At 65.5% G+C, this 19,869-nt stretch carries 17 protein-coding genes; 14 read left to right on the top strand and 3 right to left on the bottom strand.

Annotated features, from left to right (window positions below; translation table 11 throughout):
* Window positions 1-18: 18 nt before the first annotated feature.
* The 4 genes from JX283_RS02385 to JX283_RS02370 all read left to right on the top strand — a co-directional run bounded on the left by JX283_RS02385 (window position 19) and on the right by JX283_RS02370 (window position 4,824).
* Window positions 19-1,449 carry a PTS sugar transporter subunit IIC gene (locus JX283_RS02385; RefSeq protein WP_239652432.1) on the top strand — a complete coding sequence of 477 codons (1,431 nt, stop codon included), beginning with the start codon at window positions 19-21 and terminating at the stop codon, window positions 1,447-1,449.
* Window positions 1,450-1,734: 285 nt separating this feature from the next.
* Window positions 1,735-2,166 carry a DUF3284 domain-containing protein gene (locus tag JX283_RS02380; protein WP_204829172.1) on the top strand — a complete coding sequence of 144 codons (432 nt, stop codon included), beginning with the start codon at window positions 1,735-1,737 and terminating at the stop codon, window positions 2,164-2,166.
* Window positions 2,167-3,513: 1,347 nt separating this feature from the next.
* The gene (locus tag JX283_RS08780) at window positions 3,514-4,545 is read left to right on the top strand and encodes a radical SAM protein (protein WP_204829171.1); all 1,032 of its coding nucleotides are present in this window, start codon (window positions 3,514-3,516) and stop codon (window positions 4,543-4,545) included.
* Window positions 4,546-4,587: 42 nt separating this feature from the next.
* Window positions 4,588-4,824 carry a hypothetical protein gene (locus JX283_RS02370; protein WP_204829170.1) on the top strand — a complete coding sequence of 79 codons (237 nt, stop codon included), beginning with the start codon at window positions 4,588-4,590 and terminating at the stop codon, window positions 4,822-4,824.
* A 409-nt stretch (window positions 4,825-5,233) separates the two neighbouring features.
* On the opposite strand, the gene JX283_RS02365 is transcribed toward JX283_RS02370, so the two are convergent.
* Complete coding sequence (locus JX283_RS02365) at window positions 5,234-6,262, bottom strand: LacI family DNA-binding transcriptional regulator (protein ID WP_204829169.1); 1,029 nt, start codon at window positions 6,260-6,262, stop codon at window positions 5,234-5,236.
* A 316-nt stretch (window positions 6,263-6,578) separates the two neighbouring features.
* On the opposite strand from JX283_RS02365, the gene rpsA reads away from it, so the two are divergent.
* The 8 genes from rpsA to JX283_RS02325 all read left to right on the top strand — a co-directional run bounded on the left by rpsA (window position 6,579) and on the right by JX283_RS02325 (window position 15,193).
* Window positions 6,579-7,763 (top strand): 30S ribosomal protein S1, encoded by a 1,185-nt coding sequence (gene rpsA, locus JX283_RS02360; protein WP_204829168.1) that lies wholly within the window; start codon window positions 6,579-6,581, stop codon window positions 7,761-7,763.
* A gap of 122 nt (window positions 7,764-7,885) precedes the next feature.
* Window positions 7,886-8,539 carry a pyroglutamyl-peptidase I gene (locus JX283_RS02355; RefSeq protein WP_204829167.1) on the top strand — a complete coding sequence of 218 codons (654 nt, stop codon included), beginning with the start codon at window positions 7,886-7,888 and terminating at the stop codon, window positions 8,537-8,539.
* A gap of 201 nt (window positions 8,540-8,740) precedes the next feature.
* Window positions 8,741-10,357 carry an ABC transporter substrate-binding protein gene (locus JX283_RS02350; RefSeq protein WP_204829166.1) on the top strand — a complete coding sequence of 539 codons (1,617 nt, stop codon included), beginning with the start codon at window positions 8,741-8,743 and terminating at the stop codon, window positions 10,355-10,357.
* Window positions 10,358-10,444: 87 nt separating this feature from the next.
* Window positions 10,445-11,380, top strand: a complete 936-nt coding sequence (locus JX283_RS02345) for an ABC transporter permease (RefSeq protein WP_204829165.1) — start codon at window positions 10,445-10,447, stop codon at window positions 11,378-11,380.
* Window positions 11,380-12,489 (top strand): ABC transporter permease, encoded by a 1,110-nt coding sequence (locus tag JX283_RS02340; protein ID WP_239652431.1) that lies wholly within the window; start codon window positions 11,380-11,382, stop codon window positions 12,487-12,489. Before JX283_RS02345 ends, JX283_RS02340 begins: the two co-directional genes overlap by 1 nt.
* Before the next feature lie 13 nt (window positions 12,490-12,502).
* Window positions 12,503-13,534: an ABC transporter ATP-binding protein gene (locus JX283_RS02335; RefSeq protein ID WP_204829164.1), complete on the top strand. Its 1,032-nt coding sequence runs from the start codon at window positions 12,503-12,505 to the stop codon at window positions 13,532-13,534.
* Complete coding sequence (locus JX283_RS02330) at window positions 13,531-14,571, top strand: ABC transporter ATP-binding protein (protein WP_204829163.1); 1,041 nt, start codon at window positions 13,531-13,533, stop codon at window positions 14,569-14,571. The genes JX283_RS02335 and JX283_RS02330 overlap by 4 nt, the downstream gene beginning before the upstream one ends.
* Before the next feature lie 436 nt (window positions 14,572-15,007).
* On the top strand, window positions 15,008-15,193 hold the full coding sequence (locus JX283_RS02325) for a hypothetical protein (protein ID WP_204406461.1): 186 nt from the start codon (window positions 15,008-15,010) through the stop codon (window positions 15,191-15,193).
* A 15-nt stretch (window positions 15,194-15,208) separates the two neighbouring features.
* On the opposite strand, the gene JX283_RS08775 is transcribed toward JX283_RS02325, so the two are convergent.
* On the bottom strand, window positions 15,209-15,553 hold the full coding sequence (locus JX283_RS08775; RefSeq protein ID WP_370583396.1) for an inorganic diphosphatase: 345 nt from the start codon (window positions 15,551-15,553) through the stop codon (window positions 15,209-15,211).
* Between the two features lie 131 nt (window positions 15,554-15,684).
* A complete protein-coding gene (locus JX283_RS02320; RefSeq protein WP_204829162.1) occupies window positions 15,685-17,265 on the bottom strand; it encodes an ABC transporter substrate-binding protein in 1,581 nt (526 codons plus the stop codon).
* A 235-nt stretch (window positions 17,266-17,500) separates the two neighbouring features.
* Here JX283_RS02320 and pepT point away from each other — a divergent pair, with 235 nt between their 5' ends.
* Together pepT and JX283_RS02310 are read left to right on the top strand one after the other, a co-directional pair.
* Window positions 17,501-18,745 (top strand): peptidase T, encoded by a 1,245-nt coding sequence (gene pepT / locus JX283_RS02315; protein ID WP_239652430.1) that lies wholly within the window; start codon window positions 17,501-17,503, stop codon window positions 18,743-18,745.
* Between the two features lie 59 nt (window positions 18,746-18,804).
* Window positions 18,805-19,851, top strand: coding sequence for a peptidase M42 (locus JX283_RS02310; protein ID WP_204829160.1), 1,047 nt, complete (start codon window positions 18,805-18,807; stop codon window positions 19,849-19,851).
* Window positions 19,852-19,869 lie beyond the last annotated feature (18 nt).

Genomic DNA, 19,869 nt, shown 5'->3' with positions numbered 1-19,869 from the left:
GACCCAAGGAGGTATCCCATGGCATCGCCCATGAAGGGGTTCATGAACTGGATGGGGACCAAGTTCATGCCCATCGCCACCCGCATCGGCAACCAGCGTCACCTCGTGGCCATCCGCGACGGCTTCATCTCCATCATGCCCGTGACCATGGTGGGCTCCATCGCCGTTCTGCTCAACGTCTTCTTTCGCGACCTGCCCGCCATGTGGTGGGGCGAGGGCAACGCCTTCACCGAGGCCTGTGCCCAGCTCATCTCCATTAACGGCTTCGTGTGGAATGGCTCGCTCGCCATTCTCGGCCTGTGCTTCACGTTCTCCCTCGGGTACCACCTCTCGCGGTCCTACGGGGTCAACGCCATCGCCGGCGGCGTCATAGCCCTGTCGGCAGTCGTGTGCACGATGAACCTCGCGCCGGCCTTTTCCTACGTGCTGCCCGAGGTGGGCGCCGACGCCGTGCCCGCGCTGCAGGCAGCCGGCCTCGCCGTGACGGAGGCCGACGGCGCCGTGAGCCTGGCGGTCACCGGCGCAGGCATGATCTCCACGGAGCTTACGAGCGCCACGGGCCTGTTNACTTGCCTGATCNTTGGCATGGTGTCCACCATGATCTATGTGGAGCTCACGCTCAAGAAGATCACCATCAAGCTCCCCGAGAACGTTCCGCCCGCCGTGTCCAACGCCTTCACGNCCATCATCCCCGGCTGCCTGGCCATCTACGTCTGCGCCATCGTCACCCAGGTGTGCGTGAACCTCACGGGCGAGTACCCCAACGCGGTCATCAGCGAGATGATCCAAAAGCCGCTTTTGGGCATGAGCCAGAGCTTCTTCGCCGTCGTCCTCACCAACTTCCTCATGCAGCTGTTCTGGTTCTTCGGCATCCACGGCTCCAACGTCATGGCGCCCATCACCGAGGGCATCTACACCCCGGCCCTGCTCGAGAACCTCCAGGTGTNGAACGCCACCCACGACGTCTCCCAGATGCCCTACCTGTGGACCCGCGGCTCCTTTGACGCCTACACCATGATGGGCGGCTCCGGCATCACCCTCGGCCTGCTCATCGCTGTGTTCGCCTTCTCGCGCCGCGAGGACTCTCGCACCATCGCCAAGCTCTCTGCCCCCNTGGGCGTCTTCAACATCAACGAGCCTGTGGTCTTTGGCATGCCCATCGTCTTGAACCCGCTCTACCTCATCCCCTGGCTGCTCGTGCCCGTGGTTGCCACGGTCGTGGCCTACCTCTTCACCGCTNCCGGCATCATTCCGCCCGTCTTCATCCAGGTGCCTTGGATCATGCCCGTGGGCCTCTATGCCTTCTTCGCCACGGGAGGAAACGTCATCGCAGGCCTTGTGGCCCTGCTCAACCTCGCCATCTCCTTTGCCATCTGGACGCCGTTCGTGCTCCTTGCCAACCGTGACGCCGCCGCCGAGGCCGCGGCGGAGGAGAAGTTCGACCAGTAGCGACGCACTGACACTGTGCGAAGCCGTATCAGCATTGTGTGACGGGGCGGGCGCTCGCGGGTGCCCGCCCCCTGAGAGAGGAGGCCCCATGGGCAAGCGCTCGTGGTCTGCGTTCGTCGTGGTCGTCGGCATGCTCTTTGTGCTGGCCTCCGCCGCCTTCGCCCCTGCAGGCACGACCGATGCGCCCCTTTTGGTGGGCGGTCTTGTCGTTGCGGCCGCGGGCGCCGCTTTCATGGTCCGCGCCCCGCGCCGCCTTCGCGCCGGCTCTCGNTCNGGGAGNTCGGCATGAGGGTGCAGCGGGCGGTTGCCGCCNCTCCCGAGCGCGTCTTTGCGCTGATCGAGCGCTCCGTTGCCGCCGACATGGAGCAGGCGGGGCGTAAGCCGGGGCCTGCGGGCATCCGTCGGGGAACCGCCTACACCAAGTCCATGCGTACCAAGCTGGGCGCTTCGCGTTCGGTCAAGGTGCGGGTGGAGGCCTTTGACGCCCCGCACCTGTACGAGGCGTCCTTCACGAGCGCGGACGGCGTCAACCGGGTGCGCTACGAGGTGGAATCCGCAGGAGGCGGCGCTCTGGTCTCCTACGAGGAGTCCTTTGAGGCCCCCACGAGGCTGGGCTCGCTCAACGGCCGCATTATGCAGCGCCTATACGCCCACCGGGCCAAGCGACGCATGAACGCCCTGCTCGACGTTATGGAGGCCCAGCTGGCCGCCGAGTGAAACCGACGCCTGAAAACAGAGANGAGTAAACTTAACGGCATCGGGACCCACCTTATCCTCGGCCTTTTTCTTAGACCTGTCGGTGTCCTGTGCCTCCTGGTTGCCCGAGACGCCCTCCAGGGCCCCTACCCGCTCCTCGAGGGCGGCCACACGGGCTTTGAGATCGGCTGTGTTTCCGGCGCCCGAGCACCCGGCAAGGACGATAAGGGCCGCGGCGGAAAGAGCCGTTAAAGCGGCCTTTGGCTTGCTCATCATAGTTTTCCTTATAACTGCCTGATATTTAACGGTCAAAGGAAACCAAAGGTTCGCATCGCNGNGCATCCAGCGTTGTCCGGGCGTTTGTTCTGAGAGGTGGCAGCAAGANTNTCGCTGGTAGTCCCCAGCACAATANTTTTCGCGGCGAAAATATACTCCCTGCGTGTGACAAAACAACCTGGTACCTTGTCNCAGTNNGGTTCCGATACCACCGGCAATAAACAATAATCGTACGGTGTTGCGTCCATCGGCCTATCTTCTTCAAAAAGGGGTTGATGTCATGAGCATTACGCCGAACGATGTCGTTGTCTGCAGCGAGATTGTGTACGACCGCGAAGAAAAGAGCGGATTTCACTCTCTGCTGTTTGCGGTAACCGGAAACGAGCCCGTTATCGTCAACGAGAGCGCCTACAGGGTTCTTATGGAATGTCCCCGCGCCAGCAAGGTCTCTGCCATACAAAGCAATGTAAAGGCCGGTTATGGCAACCAGGACAGTAGGAGTATTGAGCAAGATGTCTTGGACTGCCTCGACCAGATGACCGCAATGNGGGTGGTCCGCAAGGTCTTACCCGATGGTCCGGACTTTGTCCATCTGACTGCAGACGACATTAGGGAGCTTCTGTCTTTCGATTGGGAGCGTTTCGACAAGGATGCTCCAAAGGATAACTTGCGCATTCGTTCCTGCAATTTTCCTGTATGCACGCTTTCAAGCCCCCTTGTGGCCCGGTCGATTCTATTTCGTGAGGACTTCGACTTTTTCCTGCTCAGGTCCGATATTGCGAGCAAAGTAGAGGGCTACGTTGTAACCAGGGCGACCGACGAGATTCTGAGCGGCTCAGTCGAGGTGCTGTGCTGCAACCTCCCTACCGGGGCCGTCGGCAAGGCCATTGAGACTGTTTTCTGCTTCTATGACAGATTCGCGAAGGTCCGAAGGCTCGTTGCCCTTTGCAGCTCAGAGGAACTCGATGGTTTGAGCCGGGTGGGCATGCCTTCCTCTGACTTGAAGATTTGCGGTGTGCTCGAGGTGCCCAACAATTGCGGCGATGGCGGCTCTTTGTTCTTGGTCGTCGCTTCTCGTCTTGAGAAGGCGTCATGAACCCCTACGTCGGTGTGGTGTCGTTCCCCCATCACGTCGCCTTTGACATCACTAATCGGTGCAACCTCCGTTGCTTGCATTGCTACAACAGTAGCGGCGAGAACTGTGTCATGAAAGACGAGATGGGAGACGGGGAGGTCTTAGACTTCGTTCGATCGGTTGCAGTCAAAAGGCCCTATAGCTTTTGCTTTTGCGGCGGAGAGCCGCTTCTCAGGGCCTCCCTTGTGATGGGGGCGCTTGAAGAGCTGCGGACAGGTAAAGTCAATGTCGGCCTTGTGACGAACGGGATGCTGCTTGATCGGGAGNTAGCTAGCGATCTCGAGAAGTGNGGTCTNNNTGGCATTCAGATTAGCCTCGATGGCAACAAAGGAAGCCATAACAGGCTCCGGGGCAACAAGGGTGCTTATGATGGTGCAATTCGCGCTATAGACAATGTGCTTCGCCATACAGACCTTCATTTGCAGATTGCTTTCTCTCCGACATCCTTTAATATATGCAATGTCGTAGAAGAAATTAAATTAATTGAGCAGTTGCTCCACGACAGTGGCCGCNTCGAGCGCAATTGGGCCGATCGGGTCGAACTCAGGGTCCAGCCTATGATGTTGCTTGGACGGGCAAGATGCCACAGCGATATAGTTCCTGACGCCGATCAGCATGACAGCTTAGTACGGAAAATCAGAAGACTGCAGAAAGGCTCTTTCGGCTGTTCTGTCTCCTTGATATGGGGTGATCCCGTGGACCACTTGGTCCGNTANGCTGATTCAAAGCGCTTGTCAACTCATGTCGCTGTGCACGCAAACGGCGATATTGTCGTGTCGCCATATCTGAATATGGTTGTCGGCAACGTCAAGAGGCACAGTTTGGCAGAGTACTGGGCCTCTGGTCTCAACTCGGTCTGGTCTCTGCCTTTTATCAGGTCGCAATGCTCCCGTATCTTGTGCACTCGCGATATGGATGAGGTTTCAAAGATTGATGGTGACCTGAATCAAGGCCATGGAACAGTGGTCGATCTTATTGATAAAAAGTAAAATAACTTGAATCAAGATAAAAGTGAACGAATGGAGAGAGCCATGGGAGAAGAACGCTATGGTCACGGAGTACTTGCGTCGTATCGTGCGCCGGCAATTGATTTCCTTGAGGGACCCAACGAGCGTGTTCGTCCTGGCGGAAGTATCGTCTACGATTACGATTATGTGCTCGGTCAGAACATTTTGATTGGTGTTACGGCCGCTATTGCATTTCAGGTTGTTAGTCTTCCGGAAGCCATTCCGAGCGTCTTGCCCTCTTTGCCTGAGGCAAAGATATGAATGTAGATTTCCTTATCCCTACCATCGTTTCGTTCATGGGTTTGTCCCTGGCACTCGCGGTCGCGCTGATCGGAAACGAGGGCTCTGTTTACCCCCACCTCGTTGCCCAGATCCCCATTCCCCTGAGAGGGGCGTTTGTGAAGCGCTTAGGCCGTGGGTTCGCTGTGATATGTGGCGGCNCCTGCCTTCTCATGCTCGACCGGTTGTTTCCTGCGCTCGCCATCNTCGAAATTCCCGCTCTTGTGGTGACGGTTGCCGGGGCCGCTNTCGTGCTCNTGACGATGGCCGGGGTTGGCCTCGTCCCCCGAAGCCCGAAGGGCCGTTAGGCGCTCACTTCGAAATACTGCGCCTGAAAGCGGTTCAGGGCGCCCTCCACCGCTTTCAGGTGACAAAGCAACCTNGTACCTTGTCAGGCCTCCTCGGAGCGCCCCAGCAGGGCCGGGTCGATGCCCGTGAACGACGGCTGCCAGGTGATGAGGTCGGGGAAGGTCGTGACCTCGCCCGAGGCCGGAACGCCCGCCTCGACAAGCTCCAACAGGTGCGAGGCCGCGTAGGTCCCGATGGCGCCCGTGGGCGGGCAGATGGTGGTGATGCGGGGGTAGAACAGCGACGCCAGGTCGAAGTAGTCGTAGCTCGCGTAGTTGAGGTCCTCGCCGATCACGAGCCCGCGCTCGGCTACGGCCTGGAGCGCCCCCTGGCCCATGCCGTAGTTGCAGCAGAACACGGTGTCGAGGCCGTGCCCCTCCACGAGGTCCACCAGGCCCGCGTACCCGCTCTCGCGCGAGTAGTCGCCCAGGTACACGGTGAGGCTCCCCTCCGGCAGCCCGGCCTCGGCCACGGCCTCTCGGACACCCTCGAGGCGCTCGGACGACACGTGCTCGTGCTGGGGGCCGGCGATGACGCCCAGGCGCNCGTGGCCGGCCCGCAGCATTTCGCGGGCCACCCGGCGCGCGCTNGCGCGGCTGTAGGCCACCACGGAGTCGACGCAGGGGGAGTCGTAGGGCGACGAGACCGAGATGACCGGGATGCCGGAGCGCTCCACGAGCCTGCCCGGCGACCAGGCAGCGTCGCCCTCGAACAGGACGATGCCGTCCACCTGCCGGTCGAGGAGCAGCCCGAGCTTCTGCTCGAAGACGGCCNGGTCGTTNCGGAAGCCAGCCAGCAGGATGATGTAGTTGCCCAACTCCATCTCCCGCTCGATGGCGGCGATGGCGCTCGTGGCGAAGTGGTTGAGCATGTTGTTGACGAGGAGGCCCACGGAGCGGCTCTTGCGGCTCCGGAGACTGCCCGCCAGCAGGTTGCGGTGGTAGCCGAGCTCGGCCACGGCCGCGTCGATGCTCTCCTTGGTGGCGTCCTTGACCCTCGCGCCGTTGAGGTAGCGCGACACCGTGCCCGTCGAGACGCCCGCGAGGGCCGCGACCTGCTGGATGGTGGCCATGGGCCCTCCCTGTGAAATCGGTCCGGGTGCCCTGCAATCATAGGACGGGGGAGGGCCCGCGGCGCCGGGGCGCGGCCGCCGGGCCCATGACGGGCCTGCGCACCGTGAATTCACCACAGGATTGTTGGTATGGGCCTTGAAAAGGTGAGGTGTGTCACGGTACCCTATCCAACGTGTGGGTCGGACGCCCGCACACAGTATCTGTCGGCCCCCGAGCATGCGATTTCAGACGTCGAGCAAGGGTTTATCCAACCGGTCGCTCTGCAGGCGAAGCCCATGACCATCGGGGCCNCGTGTTTTTGAAAGGGGTCCACCTTTGAGTGAGATTCAGAACTCGTCCGTCTTCTCGTTCGACGACGTCAGCGATGAGGAGATGAACAACCTCATCGACGGCACCATCACCGACTTCGACGAGGGCGACCTTGTGACGGGCACCGTCGTCAAGATCGAGCGCGACGAGGTCCTGCTCGACATCGGCTTCAAGTCCGAGGGCGTCATCCCCGTCCGTGAGCTCTCCATCCGCAAGGACGCCAACCCCGAGGACATCGTCGCCATGGGCGAGACCATCGAGGCCCTGGTCCTTCAGAAGGNGGACAAGGACGGCCGTCTCATCCTCTCCAAGAAGCGCGCCGAGTACGAGCGTGCCTGGAACCGCGTGGAGGAGGACTTCAACAACGGCCAGAACGTCGAGGGCGAGGTCATCGAGGTCGTCAAGGGCGGCCTGATCCTGGACATCGGCCTCCGCGGCTTCCTGCCCGCCTCCCTCGTCGACCTCCGTCGCGTCAAGGACCTCAACGCCTACCTCGGCACCCGCATCGAGGCCCGCGTCATCGAGATGGACCGCAACCGCAACAACGTGGTTCTGTCCCGTCGCGTCGTGCTCGAGGAGGCCCGCAAGGCCGANCGTTCCGAGATCCTCTCCAAGCTCCAGGCCGGCATGCGCCTCAAGGGCGTCGTGTCCTCCATCGTCGACTTCGGCGCCNTCGTCGACCTCGGCGGCATCGACNGCCTCATCCACATCTCCGAGCTCTCCTGGAACCACGTCAACCACCCCTCCGAGGTCGTCAAGGTCGGCCAGGAGGTCGAGGTGCAGGTTNTCGACGTCGACCTCAATCGCGAGCGCATCTCCCTCGNTCTCAAGCAGACCACCGAGGATCCCTGGCGCACCCTCGTCAAGAAGTACCCCGTGGGCGCCATCGTCGAGGGCCGCGGGACCNAGCTCGTGCCCTTCGGCGCCTTCGTCGACCTCGGCGACGGCATCGCGGGCCTGGTGCACATCTCCGAGATGGNGCGCCAGCACGTCGACACCCCCTCCCAGGTCACCAACGTCAACGAGACCGTGCAGGTCAAGGTCATGGAGATCGACCTCGACCGTCGTCGCATCTCCCTGTCCATGAAGGCCGCCGCCGAGACCCTCGGCTTCGAGGTNGAGGTCGCCCCGCTCGACAAGCCTGAGGACGAGGAGGTCGAGGCCGAGGTCGTGGAGGTCGACGAGGACTAACCCGTCGCTCCCCGAGCCCAGCTCCGAGCCTTTGNAGCGCGCCCCCACCGNCCGGCCGGGGGCGCGCTTCCTTTGTGTCGCGCTATGCTNGGCCATGGAGGCAACCACGGAAGGGGAGGGCCATGAGGGTGCTGGTGACGGCGTTCGAGCCGTTCGGGGGCCAGGAGGACAACGCGTCGCGGCTGGCGGTGGGGGCGCTCCCCGCCACCGTGGCCGGCGTCCCTGTGGAGCGCGCCGTGCTGCCGTGCGTCTTCGGCGCCGCGGCTGAGGCCGCCCTCGCGGCCGTGGACTCCGTGCGCCCCGACGTCGTGCTGGCCTGCGGGGAGCACCGCGGCGCCGCCGGGATCGCCGTGGAGCGCGTGGCCCTCAACCTGGCCTCCACACCCCCCGACCGTCCCGACAACGGCGGGTCCGCGCCGGAGGAGCGCCCGCTCGTGCCCGGCGCCCCCGGGTCGCTTTGTGCCACGGTCCCCGTGGCCGACTGCGTGCGGGCGGCCCAGGCGGCCGGCGTCCCGGCGCACCTCTCCTGCTCGGCGGGGCTCTACGTCTGCAACTCGGTCATGTACGCGCTCCTCCTCCGGCAGCACGGGCCCCACGGACCCGGCACGGCGGCGCCCGCCATGGCCGGCTTCGTCCATGTGCCCGGCACCCCCGCCCAGGCGTCGCGAGGCATCCTCGCCGAGCCTCTTCCGTCCATGGACACGGNGCTCTCGGCAAGGGGCCTCGAGGCTGTCGTGGCGGCGTGCGTCGGAGTCCTCCGGCAGGGCCGCGCCTGACGCACTGCCCATCCCGGTGCCCGAGCTCGGGTTATCGACGTTTTTCAATTCGTAAGGGCTGTAAAAGCTCTGTAAAGCGATGGAGTGCCAGGCATACCAATTCAGGCTGAATACAGCATAGTTCTCCCATACGCGCAGGCGCACCCAGGGCGCCGTCGTGCCTGGACGTCGCCTGCCTTCACACGAACAGAGGGNGACCCCATGGTGTTCAACCGAATCTCGCGCCGCACCTTCGTCAGGGGCTCCGGTCTCGCCGCCCTTGCCGGTGCCGCCACGACCCTCGCCGGCTGCGGCGGGGCGCCCACCGCCGACGCCAATACCGAGAAGGTCCTGCGCTGGGCCCAGAGCAACGCCAAGCAGGGCATGGACATGCAGAAGAACACCAACTCCGGCATGTCGTCGGTCTCCGACCCTGNGGTGNAGAGCCTCCTGCGCTTCACGGAGGACAACGAGCTCGTGCCCTGCCTGCTCACCGAGATTCCCACCGTGGGGGACGACGGCGTCACCTATCACTGCACCCTCAAGGAGGGCATCAAGTGCCATGACGGCTCTACCCTCACGGCCGAGGACGTCAAGTTCTCCTTCACGCGCATGTTCCTGCCCGAGACCGCGGGCCTCTCCACCTACATGTACGACATGATAGTGGGCGCCCAGGACGTCATTGCAGGCAAGACCACCGACCTCGCCGGCCTCATCGTGGAGGACGACACCCACTTCACCTTTACCCTGCAGTACCCCATGGCCGCCTTCGTCAAGAACCTCGGCATCAACTACGCCAACGTGTTCCCCCGCGGGGCCTGCGAGGAGGCCGGCGACAAGTGGGGCTACGAGCTCAACTACGTGGGCTCCGGCCCCTTCAAGCTCGTGGAGAACGACGACTCCACCTTCATGCGCTACGAGCGCTTCGAGGACTACCACGGCGACCCCGTGGCCCTCGACGGCCTCACGGTCACCTTCATCGACGACGCCAACACCAAGCTCATGAGCTTCAAGAACGGCGACATCGACATGTGTGACCTGTCCAACGACCTGCTCAAGCAGTACAAGGACGACCCCGAGGTCGGCGAGCTCNTCTCCTACAACACGCCGCTGGGCACCTGGTTCGTGAACCTCAACCTCAACACGCCTGCCCTCCAGGACGTCCGCGTGCGCCAGGCCCTCTCGCTCGCCATCGACCGCCAGGCCATTGTCGACACCGTGTTCTCCGGCGCGGGCGTGCCCGCCTCCGGCTTCCTCAACCCCGGCGTCCCCGGCTTCGATGCCAACGCCGAGGTCTTTGAGTGCAACCCCGAGAAGGCAAAGCAGCTTCTGTCCGAGGCCGGCGCCGAGAACCTCTCCATCAAGTGCGTGGTGCGCACAAACCAGTACGAGACCGTTATGGTGGCCGTGCAGGACTACCTGAAGGCCGTGGGCGTGAACATGGACGTACAGACCGTGGACGCCGGCGTGTGGGCCACCGACTGGGCGGCAGGCGAGTACGAGGTCACGGCCCTGGCTTGGTATCCGCTCTACGCCGACGCCGACAACCAGATGTACACCTACTTCTACTCCGAGAACGCCAAGGGCAAGGGCAGCTTCTACAACAACGCCGAGTTCGACCGTCTCATGGACGAGGCCCGTCGCTCCGCCGACGAGGACCATCGCGCCNAGCTNTACCGCCAGGCCGACGACATCATGAGCCGCCAGGACTTCGCCTGCCNGCCGCTGTTCTACCCGCAGATCATGTTCTGCGCCCCGCCTTGGGTGAAGAATGCCAAGATCGGCAACTTGATCTACCACTTCCGTGACATCGATATCGACACCGAGGCGATGGGCTAAACTATTTCAGCACGCGCGTCTGTGCCGGGCCGGTTGCCGCATGGGTTCGGTAACCGGCCCTTCTTGTATCTGTGGGAGAGGAGCACCATGAGGGACTTCCTCGTGAAGCGGCTGTTGCAGGCGGTGGGCATCATCCTCTGCATCTCGGCCATAACGTTCTTCATGCTCAACATCGTGCCCGGCGACCCGGTGCGCATCATGATGGGCGACATGGCCGACGAGGCCACCATCGAGACCGTGCGTCNCAACATGGGCCTCGACAAACCCGTGGCCGAGCAGTACGTCGACTGGCTCGCCGGCATGGTCACCGGCGACTTCGGCCAGTCCTACACCCAGCGCAAGGACGTAACCCAGCTCATGGGCCAGGCCTTCTCGGTGACGGCGGCCCTTGCGGCCTCCGCCTACGTGTTCGCCCTCGTGCTGGGGGTCGTGGTCGGCGTCGTGGCCGCGGCCAAACGCGGCACGTGGGTGGACCAGACCCTCATGAGCCTCGCCATATTCGGCATATCGGCCCCGGTCTTCTGGGTGGCCATCATCCTGCAGATCGTCTTCGCCCTCACGCTGCACTGGCTGCCGCTCTCGGGCATCAAGACGCCGGCGTACTTCGTCCTGCCCACCATCGCCCTGGGCGTACGCTATGCCGCCTCCATCGCGCGCGTCACCCGCACGTCCATGCTCGAGGTGCTCTCCCAGGACTACATGCGCACGGCCGAGGCCAAGGGCCTCAAGTACTGGGTCATCGTGGTGCGCCACGCGCTGCGCAACGCGCTCATCCCCATCATCACCATCGCCGGCACCCAGCTCGGCGACATCTTCACGGGCTCCATCCTCATCGAGAGCANCTTCTCAATGCCGGGCATGGGCAAGATNATGCTCGACGCCATCAACGCCCGTGACCTGCCGCTCATCCAGGGCGGCGTCATGTACATCGCCTTGATCTGCGTGGTCGTCTACTTCGTCGTCGACGTGCTCTACGCCGTGGTCGACCCGCGGATCCGCCTTGGAGAGGAAGGGGCCAACTGATGAGCGTCAAAGACCCCAGGAAGCTTCAGGAGGCCGTTGACCGCAAGGTCCTCCAGGACGAGGGCGTTGCGGTTCCCGACGACTCCTTCTCGGCCTACGATTCCGAGACCAACCCCGTGAACGAGGAGACCTATCCCGAGATGCTCGTCGGCGCCAACCCCGACGCGGGGGAGGGCCCCCGGAGCCGCCGGGAGAGGGCCGAGGAGCTCGCGAGTGAGATCAGCCGCCAGAACCTCGCCGCCCAGGCGGCCGGCAAGAGGAAGGCGGCCCAGAGCTACTGGGCCGTCTCGTGGCAGATCTTCCGCAGGAACCGCCTGGGCATGGCGTGCCTCGCCGTGGTGCTGTTCCTCGNGGCCGTCGCCGTGCTCGCGCCGGTGATCGCCCCCTANGACCCCGACGCCCAGAACCTGCGCGCCATGCTGCAGCCGCCCTCGGCCGAGCACTGGTTCGGCANCGACAACTACGGCCGCNACANCTTCTCGCGCGTGCTCTACGGCTGCCGGGTGTCGCTCTCGGTGGGCGTGGTGTCCCAGGCCATCGCCCTGGTCATCGGCTTCTTCGNCGGCGTGGCCGCGGGGTACTTCGGCGGCAAGGTCGACGCCGTGATCTCCTTCGTCATCCAGGTGTTCAGCAGCTTCCCGTTCNTGCTGTTCGNCATCGTGGTCATGTTCGTCATGGAGCCGGGCCTCGCCAACCTCTACGTGGCCCTGGGGCTCCTCGGCTGGACCTCCATGGCGCGCCTCGTGCGCGGCGACGTCAAGCGTCTCAAGGGCGCCGAGTACATCCAGGCCTGCACGCTCTCGGGCGGCAAGCCCATGCGCATCATCCTGCGGCACCTGCTGCCCAACTGCGTGTCCACCATCATCGTCATGGCCACGCTTGGCNTCCCGAGCGCCATCATAAGCGAGGCGTCCCTCTCGTTCCTCGGCCTGGGCGTCCAGCCGCCCATGGCCAGCTGGGTCCAGATGATCAGCGCCTCGCAGCCCTACATCCAGTCTTCCACGTACTTCTCGGTCATCCCGGGCATCGCCATCATCGTCACGGTCATGNCGTTCAACCTTCTGGGCGACGCCATGCGCGACGCCCTCGACCCCAAGATGCGCTCCTAAGGAGGGAGGTCCCATGGCATCGGACACCCAAGACAGGCAGGGCGGCCAGGGAGGGCCGCTGCTCGANGTCGNCGGCCTCTGCGTGACGCTGTTCACCGACGCCGGCGAGCTCAGGTGCATCCAGGACCTCTCCTTCTCCATGCGCCGGGGCGAGACCCTGGCCGTGGTGGGTGAGTCCGGCTGCGGCAAGTCTATGACGGCGCTGTCCATCATGGACCTCATCCCCAAGCCACCGGCAAGGATCGTGGGCGGCCGCATCCTGTTCGAGGGCACCGACCTCGTGCAGCTCCCCGACGACCGGATGCGCGACTACCGCGGCAACGAGATCTCCATGATCTTCCAGGAGCCCATGACGTCGCTCAACCCTGTCATGCTCTGCGGCAAGCAGATCGCCGAGGGGCTCCTCGTGCACAACCCCGACATGGCCAAGGCCGAGGCCGACGCCAAGGCCCTCGACATGATCCGCTTTGTGGGCATCCCCGCCCCCGAGAAGGTCTTCAAGAGCTACCCGTTCGAGCTCTCTGGGGGCATGCGCCAGCGCATCATGATCGCCATGGCGCTGGCCTGCGAGCCCGCCATGCTCATCTGCGACGAGCCCACCACGGCCCTTGACGTCACCATCCAGGCCCAGGTGCTCCAGCTCATCGACCGCATGCGCCAGGAGACCGGCACGGCCGTCATGCTCATCACCCACGACATGGGCGTCGTCTCCGAGATNGCCGACTGGGTGCTCGTCATGTACGCCGGCCGCCAGGTGGAGTACACCCGGGCCTCCGAGCTGTTTGCCCANCCGGCGCACCCCTACGCCCAGGGCCTCATCGACTCCATCCCCTCCATGGACGCCTCCGGCGAGCGCCTCTACGCCATCCCGGGCAACGTGCCCATGCTCAACGAGNNGCCCTCGGGCTGCCTGTTCAACCCGCGGTGCCCCTACGCTCGCGACATCTGCCGCCGCGAGGTCCCCGGCTTCACGCCGGTGGACGGCGACGAGGGCCACCGCGTGGCCTGCTGGAAGTACACCGACCGCTGGGAGGAGGGGCGATGACCGCCTTCACCGAGGAGGACCGCATCCTCGAGGTCCGCGACCTCGTCAAGCGCTACCCCATCAAGAAGGGCTTCTTCGGGACCTCCGACACGGTGGTGCACGCCCTCGAGGGCGTCTCGTTCGACGTGCACCGGGGCGAGACCTTCGCCATTGTGGGCGAGTCCGGCTGCGGCAAGTCCACCTGCGGCAAGTGCGTGCTCAGGCTCACGGACCCCACGTCCGGGTCCGTCAGGCTCGACGGGGTGGAGTTCACAGAGCTCTCCGGCGCCGAGCTCACCGAGGCCCGCAAGNAGCTCAAGCTTATCTTTCAGGACCCTTACAGCTCGCTCAACCCGCGCATGACGGTGGCCGACATCATCGCCGAGCCCATCGACATCGCGAGGACCTACAAGACGAAGGCCGAGCGCGACGCCCGTGTGGACGAGATCATGGAGGCCGTGGGCCTGGACCTCTCGTACCGCACCCGCTACCCGCACGAGTTCTCCGGCGGCCAGCGCCAGCGCATCGGCATCGCCCGCGCCATCGNCCTCNAACCCGAGATCGTGGTGTGCGACGAGCCTGTGAGCGCCTTGGACGTCTCGGTGCAGGCCAAGGTCATCAACCTCCTGGAGGACCTCCAGGAGCGCCTGGGCCTCGCCTACATCTTCATCAGCCACGACCTCTCCGTGGTCAAGCACATCGCCGACACGGTCATGGTCATGTACCTGGGCCACATGATGGAGAAGGCCTCCAAGGNGGCGCTGTTCGACGACCCGCTNNATCCCTACACCCGGGCGCTCCTCGACGTGGTGCCCACCATCGCGGGCGGCCGCATCCAGGACAAGCGGATCCTGCAGGGCGACGTCCCAAGCCCCACGCACCCGCCCCAGGGCTGCTGCTTCCACACGCGATGCACCTCGTGTATGCGGGTGTGCGAGGACAGGGTCCCGGCGGATCTGGAGCCTAGGCCCGGCCACGTGGTGGCGTGCCACCTCTACGACGAGGGCCTCACGGCCGAGGAGCGCAAGCCGGCCGGCCTGAACCCGGCGGCCTGCTGACCGTCGTCCCGTTGGTCGGGCACGGTCGCTGTCACGCCGCCGTGCCGACGCCTTGGACCTCCGTGCCCGGGGCGATATAGCATGACAAAGGGGGAGCCCCTCGCACCCGCTCGGCGCGAGGGGCTCCCCCTCGGGTCCGGAACGCGCATCTGAGACGACTCGCGGACCCCTCTGCACGCCCGTCGCCCTTTGCGACGGCGGATTCCGGTGACACCTGGGAGGATGACGTTTCTATGCCTCCACATCGGGCAGCGGGATTGCCGCCACGGGGCTCCTGTGGGGTCGTTGGCAGCGGTCCGTGCGGCTGCACCTTGTCTCTTTTTGGGCCATACCGCCCTGTTCCGTGCGACGCCGGGCAGGGGAGGCTCCCTCCGCCCCCGAGCGCAGGTGTGTCAGAATGACTCGACGCCATGACCCTCGGTCGAAGGGAGCATCGATGACGAGGTCCATGCGGATCACCCTGGCGTGCGTTGTCGCCGTCGTCCTCTACATAGTCCTGTCCATCGCCTTCGACGCGGTTCCTTCGGGCTTGCCCAAGTTTGGCCTCATCGCCTCGCGCATTGGCACCGCCGTTGCCGTGGCCGTCGCCATAGGCCGCGATCGCGAGGGCCGTCGCGAGTAGGCCCGGGGTCGCGGCTCAGCGGAGCAGTACTCCCCGAAAGAACCGCTCCTGGAATCGAATGCGCTCCATGATCTCCTCGTCCGAGAAGCTCGTGTCGCCCAGNNAGACGACCCACTTNTCCTCATCGTCGTCGAGCCTGCGGTACACCGCTATGACGCGGCCCTCGAACTCCTCCACGGGGCNGTCGGCTCCGAGTAGGTACGCGTCCTGCTCCTCGCCGTCTTCTGCAAGCACTCCCTCGATATAGCCGTAGTTGACCGGATAGACCGTCTCCGGATGGCTCGGGTGACGGCTCCCGAGCGGCCGGTCGACCCTCCCGTGAACCGTTGTTCCGATAACGTCGGGGTAATCGGTCTTCATTCTGCGTCTCCTCAGAAAGGGGCGGTCCCTCAAGGCAAGGCCCGCCCCTTTCTCCAATGTGGGACAGAGGTGTCCGCGCAATGGGAAAGGTGCTCGGTGCCNTTCGGGCCGCCTTCGATGATGGGTGCGCCCTACNCGAGNTTGTTGGTGAACTTGAAGTCGTAGACCCGGTAGACGCCCGAGAAGTCGGCGTCCTTGAGGTAGGGGGTCTGGGGCCAGTCCACGGGGATGGTGCCGAAGTCCACGTTGACGAGCTGGTTGTCGGCCTGCAGCGTGAGGTCGGTGCGCTGGCCCTCGTCCATGGTGGCCTCGGCCTTGTCCACGAGCCCGTCGAAGGTGGCCGAGTCGTAGAAGGAGCTCCTCTGGGAGGCCTTGGAGGCGTAGAAGAACGAGCGCATGTGCTCGGCGCCCACCCAGCAAAGCGTCGTCCAGGTGATGAGGGTGCAGGGGAGCGAGCCGGCGGCGCGCTGGTCGATCCACATGGCGTCGTCGATGACGTTGATGTTCGCGGTCANGCCGATCGCGCGCCAGTACTCTTGGAGCGCGGTGGCCACCTGCTCGTCGCGGGAGCGCACCGGGAAGTCGAAGGAGAGCCCGGTGGCGCCGGCGTCGGCGAGGAGCTGCTTGGCCTTGTCCACGTCGTGGGGGAGGGTCTCGAGGGTGTCGTCGTGGCCCTCCTCGCCCGGGGCGCAGAACTGCGTGCAGGGGGCCGAGGCGCCCTGGAGCACGGTCTCGCAGAGCTCGTTGCGGTCGATGGCCAGCGACAGGGCCTGGCGCACGCGGGCGTCCTTGAAGGCGTCCTCGTGGAGGTTGAGGTTCACAAAGCGCGTGGAGGCCGGCGTGTAGTCGACGATGGAGCCGGCCACGGCCTCGTCGTCGACGTACTGGTCGTAGAGGGTGGGGGCGAGGTTCACGNGGTCCAGCTGCCCCGCCTTGAAGTTCATGACCAGGGTGTTGGGGTCGTCCACGTACACGACGTCGATGCCGTCGATCTTGGCGGGGCCGTCGTGGTAGTCGGCGAAGGTCTCGAGGGTGAGGCCCGTGGCGCTCTCGGCCGTGAGCTTGAAGGGGCCGGTGCCCACGAAGTCCGTGCCGGTGCCCCACTTGTCGCCGGCNGCCTCGCAGGCCTTACGGGGGTAGATGAGGGCGTAGAACTCGGTGAGCATGGGAAGGAAGACGGCCGTGACCTCGGAGNGCCGCATGGTGAAGTGGCGGTCGTCCTGCACGGAGAGGCCGGCGAGCTCGGTGGTCTTGCCCTCCATGACGTCCTTGGCGCCCACGATGGTGTCGTAGACGTTGGTGGAGGGGTTCTTGGTCTCGGGGAGGAACATGCGGGTGAAGGTGTACTTCACGTCGTCGGCCGTGAGGTTGCCGCCGTCGTGGGTGGGCAGCTTCTCCTTGAGCTCGAAGGTGTAGGTGAGGCCGTCGGCGGAGATGTCGGGCATCTTCGTGAGGAGCACGGGCTCCATGTCGAGGTTCTCGTTGAACCTGATGAGCGGCTCGCACACGGACTCGGCCACGCCGATCTCGTTGGAGGTGTTGGTCTGCAGGTCGAGGGAGGCCTTGGGGTTGGCGCAGCCGTAGCGCAGCACCTTGCCGCCGTCGTTGCCCGCGCCGCCGCAGCCCGCGAGGGTGGCGGCGGCACCGGTGATGGAGGCGGCGGCACCGGTGATGAAGCCGCGGCGCGAGATCGGGTTGTGGGAGAAGGGCATCGTTTCTCCTTCCGGAGGCCGGCTGTGCCGGNATTGGGCGCCCTCTGGCGGGCGCGTCGGTCGTCTGTAAACCTACCAAAACGATGGGGGTCTCATACACGGGGCCGCGCGTCGCCTCGAGGGTGCCAGACCGGGCTCCTCCCGGGCGGTTGCGACTTGCCCCATGTTCTCGGCGGCAGATAGCTGAATGGGCGCTAAAATTACCGGTGTCACGACAGGGGTGAGAGGAGCGTCCTTGGGAGACATCGCAGAAAGGCTCGTGCGCTACTGCTCCATCGCGTCCCCNTCCAGCCCGGACGGTGCCGGGGCGGTGCCGTCGACGCCCTCCCAGCACGCCATGGCCGCCCTCCTCGGTCGCGAGCTCGAGGAACTCGGTGCCGAGGACGTCTCCGTGGACGCCCATGCCTACGTGACGGCCCACTGGCCCGCCTCGCCGGGCTGCGAGGGGCTGCCCCGCCTGGGCCTCTGCGCGCATCTGGACACCGCGTGGCAGGCGGTCGGCGACCCGGTGCGCCCGCGGGTGGTGCGCTACGGCGGCGGCCCCCTCGTCATGGGCGAGGTGGATGGCGAGACGGTGGCTGTGACCCCCGAGGAGGAGCCCGTGCTGCTCGGCCTTGCGGGCACCGACGTCGTGGTGACGGACGGCACCTCGCTCCTCGGCGGGGACGACAAGGCCGGCATAGCCGAGATCATGGCCTACCTCGAGCGCCTGGCGGCGGACCCCGCCATCCCGCACCCGCCCCTGGCCGTGGCCTTCGTGCCCGACGAGGAGGTCGGCCACGGCGCGTCCCTGCTCGACATCGACGCCTGGGGCGCCGCCTGGGCCTTCACGCTCGACACCGGCCCCCTGGGCGAGGTCACCCTCGAGACCTTCAACGCCTGCGACGCCTTCGTGGAGGCCCGCGGGCGCGCCGTGCACACCGGGTGGNCCAAGGGGGTGCTCGTGAACGCCTGCGAGGCCCTCGCCGCCTTCCACGGGCTGCTGCCCGCCGCCGAGNGNCCGGAGCNCACNGAGGGTCGCGAGGGGTTCTACCACNTCGTCTCCATGGAGGGGGAGTGCGAGCGTGCGCGCGCCCACTACATCGTGCGCGACCACGACCGCGCGGGGTTCGAGCAGCGCCGCGACGTCATGGCGGCCGCCTGCGACCACGTTAACCGCGCCATGGGGGCCGGGACGCNCTCCGTGTCGTTCAGGGACACCTACCGCAACATGGGGGAGGAGGTCGGCCGGCACCCCGAGCTCCTGGAGGCCGCCTTCGGCGCGTTCCGAGACGTCGGTGTGGAACCTTCCGCGGTGCCCATGCGCGGNGGCACCGACGGTGCGCAGCTCACCTTCCGAGGGCTGCCGTGTCCCAACCTGTCGGCCGGTTACCACCTCGCCCACAGCCGCCGCGAGTTCGTGCCGGTCCGCGAGATGGAGGTCATGGTGGACGTCCTCGAGCACCTCGGGCGTCGCCTCGGCTCCCCGCCCGGCGGGTGAGGGCGCGACCGGCCGCACGTGACGGGTGAAGAGGGAAGAGACCATACTGGGGGGGACCAATGGAATTCACGGTGGACAAGGACTACCTGCTCGAGACCTTTGCGAGGCTCATCGGCTGCGACAGCCCCGTGGGCTACTACCGCGAGATGGAGCCGCTCATGACCTCCCTGGTCGCCGAGCTCGGCCACCACGCCTTCCGCGACCGCAAGCACACCGTCTACGTGCGCGTCCCGGGCCGTGACCGCTCGCGCACGGTCTGCCTGGGCGCGCACCTCGACACCATCGCCCTGGCCGTCTGCTCCGTCGAGGAGGACGGCACCCTGCGGGGGAGGCACCTGGGCGGCGTCAACTTCAGCTCCCTCGAGGGCGCGAGCTGCNGCGTCATCTGNCGAGACGGCACCAAGATCNACGCNGTGGTGGAGTTCGACCACCACTCGCCCCACGTGTGGGCCGACGCCAAGAAGGGCCGGGAGCGCGATGAGGAGAACATGCGCATCCACCTGCTCGAGGACGTCGCCTGCGCCGCGGACGCCCGCGCCCTCGGCGTGACCCCCGGCGCCGTGGTGGCCTTCGAGCCCGAGCTCGAGATCCACGACAACGGCTTCGTGCTCTCGCGCTTCGTCGACGACAAGGCCTGCGTGGCATCGCTGCTCGGCCTGCTCAAGTGGTTCGGCGACACGGGGAGCACGCCCAGCTGCGACATNCTGTTGGCCTTCCCGTTCTGCGAGGAGGTGGGCTGGGGCGGCGCCTACCTGCCCGACGACATCGAGGCCTACGTGGCCCTCGACATCGCCCTCATGGGGCCCGAGTACCCCGNCACCGANCACGACGTCGCCGTCATCGCCGACGACTACCACGGGCCCTACGACTGGGACCTCACCAACGCCGTGGTGGAGGCCGGCCGCCGCGCGTTCGGGACGGCGCCGGAGCTCCAGAACGCCAAGCTCTACTCCACCGACGCCATGGGGGCCTTCCTCACGGCCAACGACGTGGCGGCCTCGGCCTTCGGTCCGCTCACGCGCAACACCCACGGCCGCGAGCTCACCCACGTGGACGCCATGGTGAAGGTGCAGCAGCTGGCCGCCTCCTTCGTGATGCACTGCTAGGCCCGTCCCCGGACGTCC

This window comes from Olsenella sp. CU969, assembly GCF_905219715.1.
GTDB lineage: Bacteria > Actinomycetota > Coriobacteriia > Coriobacteriales > Atopobiaceae > Granulimonas > Granulimonas faecalis.
This window is presented reverse-complemented; position numbering and strand designations above follow the sequence as displayed.

What these genes read in the sequence shown, in the direction of transcription:
- JX283_RS02370 (WP_204829170.1), top strand. Translation starts at nt 4,588, where the DNA reads ATGGGAGAAGAACGCTATGGTCACGGAGTACTTGCGTCGTATCGTGCG.
- JX283_RS02325 (WP_204406461.1), top strand. Translation starts at nt 15,008, where the DNA reads ATGACGAGGTCCATGCGGATCACCCTGGCGTGCGTTGTCGCCGTCGTC.